The 7971-nt window shown below is 64.2% G+C and carries 8 protein-coding genes and 1 pseudogene; 7 read left to right on the top strand and 2 right to left on the bottom strand.

Translation table 11 applies throughout. The features are described 5' to 3' along the window. Positions 1 to 73 precede the first annotated feature (73 nt). Positions 74 to 448 (bottom strand): annotated as a pseudogene (locus FHG71_RS22360) (transposase); the annotation flags it as partial. Between the two features lie 223 nt (positions 449 to 671). Then, positions 672 to 1373, bottom strand: a complete 702-nt coding sequence (locus FHG71_RS22355; RefSeq protein WP_176559588.1) for a GntR family transcriptional regulator — start codon at positions 1371 to 1373, stop codon at positions 672 to 674. A 123-nt stretch (positions 1374 to 1496) separates the two neighbouring features. On the opposite strand from FHG71_RS22355, the gene FHG71_RS22350 reads away from it, so the two are divergent. From FHG71_RS22350 to FHG71_RS24465, 7 genes are all read left to right on the top strand, one after another. Then, positions 1497 to 2546, top strand: coding sequence for a TRAP transporter substrate-binding protein (locus tag FHG71_RS22350; protein ID WP_139083944.1), 1050 nt, complete (start codon positions 1497 to 1499; stop codon positions 2544 to 2546). A gap of 66 nt (positions 2547 to 2612) precedes the next feature. Next, on the top strand, positions 2613 to 3104 hold the full coding sequence (locus FHG71_RS22345) for a TRAP transporter small permease (protein ID WP_139083943.1): 492 nt from the start codon (positions 2613 to 2615) through the stop codon (positions 3102 to 3104). Between the two features lie 28 nt (positions 3105 to 3132). After that, positions 3133 to 4404, top strand: coding sequence for a TRAP transporter large permease (locus FHG71_RS22340; protein WP_139083942.1), 1272 nt, complete (start codon positions 3133 to 3135; stop codon positions 4402 to 4404). Between the two features lie 32 nt (positions 4405 to 4436). Further along, the gene (locus FHG71_RS22335; RefSeq protein ID WP_139083940.1) at positions 4437 to 5591 is read left to right on the top strand and encodes a mandelate racemase/muconate lactonizing enzyme family protein; all 1155 of its coding nucleotides are present in this window, start codon (positions 4437 to 4439) and stop codon (positions 5589 to 5591) included. Positions 5592 to 5595: 4 nt separating this feature from the next. Beyond that, positions 5596 to 6750 (top strand): mandelate racemase/muconate lactonizing enzyme family protein, encoded by a 1155-nt coding sequence (locus FHG71_RS22330; RefSeq protein ID WP_139083938.1) that lies wholly within the window; start codon positions 5596 to 5598, stop codon positions 6748 to 6750. A gap of 580 nt (positions 6751 to 7330) precedes the next feature. Further along, positions 7331 to 7483: a TetR family transcriptional regulator C-terminal domain-containing protein gene (locus FHG71_RS22325; protein WP_176559586.1), complete on the top strand. Its 153-nt coding sequence runs from the start codon at positions 7331 to 7333 to the stop codon at positions 7481 to 7483. Positions 7484 to 7773: 290 nt separating this feature from the next. Then, positions 7774 to 7971: DUF6880 family protein (locus FHG71_RS24465; RefSeq protein ID WP_139083934.1), on the top strand; the 198-nt coding region annotated here is incomplete at its 3' end.

Raw genomic sequence — 7971 nt, 5'->3', positions numbered from 1 at the left:
ATCGTCCGCGCCGGCTAAACCGAAGAGGAAAGGGAGAAACTCGGCCAACGCCCGAGTTGCGCAACAACGCCCCCGCGCAGCGGAAGGGGATCTGGATGCGAACGGTTTTCTGCATGCGGCAGAGCGTGGAGAAGTCCGGCACCGGCCAGCCCAAGCCTGCCATTTTTGAGCCGGGCTCTCCACCAGCCCGCCTCGCCATGGGGCTCGAACCCATGGCGCCCCATGGCTCGATCTGCCGCAACGCCAGGCCGAACAGGATCTTGCTGCTGAGGCAGAACGGGATGGCCGCGTCGGAGAAGGTCTCAGACCGGCCCGGTCGGCCACGCTTTGGAGCACACCACTCCATCTCGCGATCGAGTCAGACCAGCAACGGGCCACGCCAGCGCAGGGCGGCGTTGTACTCGGGCCAGTACGTCGCGCGATAGCGGGCAGGCGCCAGCTTGCTGATGACCGCCCAGATTGGCGCCACGAGGTTGTGCAACAACCCCGGCGGGAGACACAGTTGCCGGTCGATTTCGTGGAAGGCATTGGGGCGGGTCCTTGTGGTCCCGCAGAAGAGGGGTTCGACTACGTCGTCACGGAAACGAAAGCTCGGCCGAGTGTTTCGGCAGGGGAACAGGCGGCGGCCATCTGACCGCACCCTCGGCCCGATCTCAGGCGACGCAAACACGTCAGAAGGACTTCGGCGTTGTCGATCCCTGTCGAAGCCTCTCAAGAAGGTGCCTCTCAGCCCCTCGCGCGTGCTGCTCGACCACGCGAACGGCCGCGGCCTCGTCATGCTTTTCGAGCGCCTCGACGATTGCCCAGTGCTCGGCGTTCTGCGTCACGCGGCGGGCCGGGCTGGCCGGATAGCGCATGGCAAGGGCATGGACCACCTGTCCATGCCGCTGGCGGATGGCCAGAGCCTCGCCATTGAAGTGGCGCCCGTAAGTGACGCCATGGAACTCCTCATCCAGTCGATCGAGCTCGACTTGATCGCCGACGAGATCGTCGATCCGGCGCTGGATCTCTCTCATCTGTCGCAGGTCGGCTTCGGTCGCGTGTTCGATGGCGAAGCGGACGAGGTAGCTTTCGATCAGCACCCGGATGTCGAAGATGTTGCGGACGAAGTGCTCATCGAGGGGGCGGACCCTGGCGCCCCGGTTGCGCGAGAGCAGGACGAACCCTTCCCCGCTCAGCTGGTGGAGCGCCTCGCGAACCGGGTTGATGCTGACCCCGTAGCGCTGGGCCAGCTCCTGGGTCTTGAGGCGTGAGCCGGCTGGAAGCTCGCCCGAGACAATGTCCCGCCGCATGACCTCGTGGAGAGAAGGCGGGTCGCTCTCGCGAGACGACACAGGATCCGCGTCGAAGCTGGCATCCCGTTCGGGTCTCATGTGCATCCTCCCCCACTGTCCGCGCCAGTTCTAGCCGATCCAAAGCATAGAGCAAAGATGACTTGATTATGTGTAATCCGTGTGAAAGCATGGATTCAAAGAAGAATACTGGAGGAGGAAACCATGACATTTAGTGTGAGAACGCCTGTTCGGCTGGCCTCGGCTGCCCTTCTCGGGCTCCTTGCCAGCACCTCGATCGCGGCTGCCCAACAGGAGATCAAGTTCGCCTTCGAAATGTTCGAAGGGGACAATCCTGAATTCAACGCGGCCACTGCGTTCAAGGAGTACGTCGAGAACAAGAGCAACGGCGAGCTGACGGTGCGGCTGTTCCCCGGCAACCAGATGGGCTCGGTCCGCGAGACGACCGAGATGGTTCAGCAAGGTACGCTGGAGATGACGCTGCCGTCGGACGGGGCCTTCGCGGGCTTCTACCCGCCGATCCAAGCCTGGTCGATGCCCTACCTGTTCTCGTCCGCTCCCGTCGCTTGGCAGGTCATGAACGGCGAGTTCGGGCAGTGGATGCTCAATGACATCCACGAGAAAACAGGGATGCGCGCCCTCGCCTTCTCGCAGAACGGCTTCCGCTCCTTCCTGAACAACGAGCGCCAGATCATCACCCCAGCCGATATGGAAGGAATGCGGATCCGGACCATGGAAAGCCCCGTCTACATGGAGATGGTTGAGGCGCTTGGGGCCAGCGCCACGCCGATCGCGGGGTCCGAAGCGGTGATGGCACTTCAGCAGGGTGTGGTGGACGGGCTGGAAAGCCCGCCGCCGGTGCACCTGTCGGGAGGTGCCGCGGATGTCGCTGACTACATGACGCTCAACGAGCACGTCTTCGGCCTACACATCGTCATCGTCAACGACGCTTGGTTCTCCGCGCTGACGCCGGCGCACCAGCAGATCGTCACCGATGGCGCCAGGCTCCTTGCGAACATCGAGAACGTCGAGAAGACGACAGGAGACTGGGAGGCGACGCGCGTCATCGCCGAGGAGAAGGGCGTCGAGGTGCATGTCTCGACCCCGGAGGAAAAGCAGGCGTTCCGGGACGCGGTCTACGATCCGGTCCGGTCCTTCCTCGCGTCCGAGGTCGGTGAGGACGTTCTTCAGCGGATCGAGACGTCCGTCGCTGAGGCAGAACAGAGCCTCTACGGAACTCCAGCCGCTGAGTGACCATCGGCCCGGGAGTGGCTCAGGCCGCCCCCGGTTCTGCATCCCCGCAACCTGATGGGCTTTGCCATGCTTCTTCCCAAGCTGGCCCGACGGCTCGCCTTGTCATGCGAGCTGTCGGCCGCCGCCATTTTCACGGTCGTCTGCCTGCTGAACTTCACGCAGGTCATTGGCCGCTACGCGATCGGCTCCTCGCTCACCTGGGCCGAGGAGATCATGCGGTACTCGATGATCTGGGTCATGATGCTGGGCGGAACCGCCGCCATCTACCGCGGCGACCACATGGCTGTGGACTCCGTCGTCGAAGCCCTGCCGTCCCGCCGTCGTCACATCCTGCGCAGCGTGCTCTTTGGCATCGGCGGGACGTTTTGCGTGATGCTCGCCTGGTACGGCTGGCCTGCGGCCATCAACAATGCGCAGCAGAGCGCGGCGGCATCGGGGCTCCCAATGATCCTGCCTTACCTCGCCCTCCCGATCGGCGCGGTTCTGATGCTGGCGCAGATCGTGCTGTGCTGGATCGTGGGCTTCCATTCGACTGTGGTCGAGGAGGAAGCCTGGTGATCGGCCGCACCCAGAGAGAGGACCTGCTATGACCTGGGTAGCCGCGGCTTGTTTTGTCCTCGTCTTCACCGGCGTCCCGATCGCCTTCGCGCTCGGCCTTGGAGGCGCCTTGGGTGTCTGGCTTGCCGGAATCCCGATGCCCGTCATCATCACCCGGTTCTTCGGCGGCGTCGACAGCTTCGTGTTCCTGGCCATGCCCTTCTACATCCTCGCCGCCGAGATCATGAACCGCAGCGGCATCACCGAGCGGCTGATCCGCCTGACGTCCCTGGCCACCGGCCGCGTGCCGGGAGGCACGGCCTACACCAACATCGGAGCGTCCGTGCTCTTCGCGGGCATTTCGGGCTCGGCTGTGGCGGACGCCAGCGCCTTGGGCCGCTTCTTCATGAAGGTGATGCCCGAGGAGGGTTACACACGGCCCTACTCCGCGGCGGTCACGGCCGCCTCCTCGATCATCGGGCCCATCATCCCTCCTTCTGGTCTTGCCATCATCATGGCCGCCGTCACTGGGCTGTCGATCGTCGACCTCTTCATCGCGGGCGTCATCCCCGGCCTGATGCTTGGTGTCGCCTGCTGCATCGTCGTGGCTCTGGACTCGCTCCGGACCGGACTGCCGCGCTCTTTGATTTCGGTCTCCCGCGACCAGATCGCCCGCCTGCTTCTGGAGGGTCTGGTGGTCGCCACACTGCCGGTCATCATCGTGGGCGGCATGGTGACAGGCGCCTTTACGGCCACTGAAGGAGGCGGCATCGCCGTCTTCGTCGCGGCGGCGCTCGGCCTCCTGATCCTCCGCTCTATGTCGTTCCGTGACCTCTGGGATGCCATCGTGGTCTCCGGGCGGATGACGGCGACAGTCTACTTCCTCGTAGCCGCTGCGGCGATCCTGTCCTATGCCCTGAACCTCCTCGGCATCGCGGGCCTCGTGACCTCCATGGGGTCGGTCTTTAGTAGCAACCCGACGCTGTTCCTGTTCGGGATCATGCTGCTCATGCTGGTGCTGGGCATGTTCCTCGACATCGGGGCCGCGCTCATTATCTTCGTGCCCCTGGTCATGCCGACCGTGATGCAGCTGGGCATCGATCCGATCCAAGCCGCGATGGTGGTCATCCTGACGCTGGCGCTGGGCCTCATCACGCCGCCCTTCGGCGTCGTCCTCTTCATCCTGATGAAGATCGGCGACGTGAAGATGTTTCCGTTCGTCCGGGCGCTCCTGCCCTTCATCGTCGCCGAGATCGGCGTGATCGTCCTTCTCGTGCTGTTCCCATCGCTCTCGACGTGGCTGCCGAACGTCCTCAATTGACGCCGCTGCGGCGCACATCATCAAGGCAAGACATGAAGATCACCGCTATCAAAAGCTACCCTGTGCGGGTGGGTGTCAGGAACCAGCTGCTGGTCAAGGTCGAGACTGACCAAGGTATCCATGGCTGGGGCGAGTCCGGCCTGTCCTACCGTGAACTCGCGGTGATGGGAGCTATCCAGCACTATACGCAGTTCCTGATGGGGCGTGACCCGATGAACGCGGGCGCCCTCTGGCAGGAAATGTACCGCAGCCAGTACTTCGAGGGTGGACGCGTGCTCAGCGCGGCCATTGCTGCGCTCGACATCGCCTTCCACGACATCAAGGGCAAGGCCCTCGGCGTGCCGGTGTACCAGCTGCTCGGCGGTCGGCACCGAGATCGCGTGCCCGCCTTTGCCACGACCTCGGCGCCCCCGGGGCCGGCGATGATCGATCAGGTCTTGGAACTGGCGGAGGCCGGATGGACCTGCGTCCGCCTCATGGCCGAGGGACAGGAGAACCCCGAAACCTTCGAGCCGCGCGAGTCTCTTGCGCCCACGGCCGAATGGGCGGTCAAAGCCCGCGAAGTAGCAGGTGCTGGGATGGTGCTCGGAATGGAGTACCACCACCGCCTCAGCGTCGCCGAAGCCGCCTCGTTCTGCCAGAAGATGCCCAGCGGCACTCTCGACTTCCTCGAGGAGCCGATCCGGGACGAAAACCCCTCCTCCTACGAGAGCCTGCGGCGGATGACCGACATTCCCTTCGCCATCGGCGAGGAGTTCTCATCCAAGTGGCAGTTCCTGCCCTACCTCGAGCGCGACATTCTCCAGTTCGCCCGCATCGACATCTGCAACGTGGGCGGCTTCACGGAAGCCATGAAAGTTGCGGGCTGGGCCGAGGCCCATTACGTGGACCTCATGCCGCACAATCCGTTGGGGCCCGTTTGCACCGCCGCGAGCGTGCATCTCGCCGCGGCCGTTCCGAACTTCTCGTGGCTCGAATGCCGGGATAGCCCGGCCGAGCGGCACCTGGGCTTCTCCCCCACGGACCTCTTCCCTGGGCAAGTGCGGCTGGAGGGCGCGAATTACATCGTGCCCGACGCGCCGGGTCTCGGGGTCGACGTCGACGAGGAGCGACTCGCAGCGGCGGTGTTCGAGTACTCCGAACCCCCGCACCTTCGCCGGCGCGACGGCTCCTTCACGAACTGGTAGGTCGATGAAGATCGCATCAGTCGAGGGGTTCCCGCTCCGGGTGGGGGACCAGAACCAACTACTCATCAAGGTTAAATCTACCTGCGGCGTGGTGGGCTGGGGCGAATCTGGCCTGACGAGCCGCGAACTGGCAGTGATGGGCACCTTGTCAGACCTGGGAGACTTCCTCGAGGGCCGCGATCCGCTGCGGCCTGCGGTGGTGTGGGAGGACCTGCATCTCCGACCGGGCTTCGCTAGGGACCGCGTCGGCATGGCCCTGATCTCCGCCGTCGATATCGCCCTGCATGACCTCGCGGGTAAGGCGCTCGATGTGCCGGTCCACCGTCTGCTGGGCGGTGCCCGGCGGAGCCGGGTGCCGACCTTCGGCTGTGTCCGGGCGGACGATACCGAAACCTTGATCGGCTTCGCGCAAGAGGCCGCGGACGTAGGCTGGCGGTGCCTTCGCCTCGGCTGGCGCACGGATGCCCCCGAGATCTTCGACCCCCAGGACGCCATTGTCTTCGCAGGAGAGTTCCTACCCGCAGCACGGCGCGCCCTTGGGACGCAGATCATGCTGGGCATCGACATGCACCATCGCCTGAGCATCGGCGAAGCGGCGCGGTTCTGCGCCCGGATGCCGGCTGGCGTTCTGGACTTTCTGGAGGAACCCATCAGGGACGAAAGCCCGAGCGCCTATGTGGCGCTTCGGCGCATGACCGGCATCCCGCTCGCGATCGGCGAGGAGTTCACGTCGCGGTGGCAGTTCCTTCCTTATGTCGAGCAGGGCTTGTGCGACTTCGCCCGGATCGACGTGTGCAACGTCGGAGGCCTTACGGAGGCGATGCGCGTGGCGGGCTGGTGCTCTGCCCATGGCATCCAGGTCATGCCCCACAATCCGCTCGGCCCGATCTGCACGGCGGCCTCGGTCCACATGGCGGCTGCGATGCCCAATCATGCGTTCCTCGAATGCTGGGAGACGCCGCACGACGACAACGCCGCTCGCCAGTCCTCGCCGGTCTTCCGCAGGGCGCTGAAGCTCGATGGAGCAGATTATCCCGTACCTGATGCGCCCGGCTTGGGCGTTGACATAGACGAAACGAGCTTGGCCAAGGCTTCCGGCTTTGAGTACTTCGAAATGCCGCACCTGCGGAGGTCGGACGGATCCTTCACCAACTGGTAATTCATCAGCTCCAGGCCGCAGCTTACAGCTGCGGCCGAGGCCTGCGTGAGACGGGACGGCCGATCCTCACGTCCAAGGTCGACCTATGGCGGCATGCTGACCGCAGCCTGAGCAAAAACCATGACCGACCGCCATGGATCCTCCTTTGCCCTTCGCCTCGACGGCGGCCCAGACCTGCCGCGGCAACCAGGCCGAGCCTGGTCCGGTTCCTGCCGGGCTGCGCTTGGCTCAGAAGGTCAGGTCGGCAACACTGTTATGCAAGTGTGGGCTGGCTTTCTCAGAACAGCAGGCGGACTTTCATGTCATGATAGGCGCTGGTGACACTGTCTCAATCGCCTGATTCAATCCGGCGCCGTACTGGTCGTTCCGGCGTAACGGCCTGCGCTAAAACCGGCTTCGGGAATCGGTCAAGCGCCCGCGCTAGGTTTGGTTTCAGAAGCCCTATGCGCCAGCATCGGGAAAGGGGGAACCATGCTTCTCAGATGCGGCGGCGTCCAGTTCCAGCACGCGGCGCGCGCGCGGGACGCCAACTTCGCCGTGGTGGACCGGTTCGCCCGGCAGGCCCATGCGCAGGGCGGTCATGCCCAGGGAGCACGTCGAAGAGACGTATCTCGGCCTTTACGCAATGATCGACGGGTTCTGGATCCGGCAGTTCATCGACCCCAACAGCTTCCGCATGCATGATGCCCGCCGGATCTGCCGGGCCTATCTGCGGCGTGCGATCGAGGCCTAGAGGGAGACCTGCGTCGAAGCCTAGGGACGTTCGTGCCCCGGATCGCCCTCCGGCCACCGCGGCTGGTTAGGCCGCTGAACGGGGAGGCCTGCCCTCAGCTTATCTGAAATGATTTACAGCCACTCTCAACCAAGTATGTGTCAGAACAAGGTATTCATCTCGTCCGATTGGGGCAACGTCCGCTCGCATCTATTTCTTCAGCTAGGTGTGTACCCCGGCATCCGCGTTCGTAACAGTGCGGCGGACCAAGTCGGCAAAGCCGCTGCCGGTGGAGAAGTGGTCCATCACAAATGGTCGTACGCTACCCTGTCGAAATCAGGTCGCCATGGAACATTGAGCATAGAGGCGTCGATGCCTGCAAAACCACTCTGAATTCCAAAAACCGGGAGGCCTTGGGCGCTCAACGTTTGGCCGAGTTGCTGATCGAGCTCAGCACCGGGGATGCGGCCGCCAAGCGCCGCCTCCGGCTGGAGCTGGCCGGCACGGCG

Origin of the sequence: Rubellimicrobium roseum (genome assembly GCF_006152145.1) — a bacterium.
GTDB lineage: Bacteria > Pseudomonadota > Alphaproteobacteria > Rhodobacterales > Rhodobacteraceae > Rubellimicrobium > Rubellimicrobium roseum.
This window is presented reverse-complemented; position numbering and strand designations above follow the sequence as displayed.

Excerpts from the sequence above, each read along its gene's own strand:
- FHG71_RS22355 (WP_176559588.1), bottom strand. The coding sequence starts at position 1,373 with ATGAGACCCGAACGGGATGCCAGCTTCGACGCGGATCCTGTGTCGTCT.
- FHG71_RS22350 (WP_139083944.1), top strand. The coding sequence starts at position 1,497 with ATGACATTTAGTGTGAGAACGCCTGTTCGGCTGGCCTCGGCTGCCCTT.
- FHG71_RS22345 (WP_139083943.1), top strand. The coding sequence starts at position 2,613 with ATGCTTCTTCCCAAGCTGGCCCGACGGCTCGCCTTGTCATGCGAGCTG.
- FHG71_RS22340 (WP_139083942.1), top strand. The coding sequence starts at position 3,133 with ATGACCTGGGTAGCCGCGGCTTGTTTTGTCCTCGTCTTCACCGGCGTC.
- FHG71_RS22335 (WP_139083940.1), top strand. The coding sequence starts at position 4,437 with ATGAAGATCACCGCTATCAAAAGCTACCCTGTGCGGGTGGGTGTCAGG.
- FHG71_RS22330 (WP_139083938.1), top strand. The coding sequence starts at position 5,596 with ATGAAGATCGCATCAGTCGAGGGGTTCCCGCTCCGGGTGGGGGACCAG.
- FHG71_RS22325 (WP_176559586.1), top strand. The coding sequence starts at position 7,331 with ATGCCCAGGGAGCACGTCGAAGAGACGTATCTCGGCCTTTACGCAATG.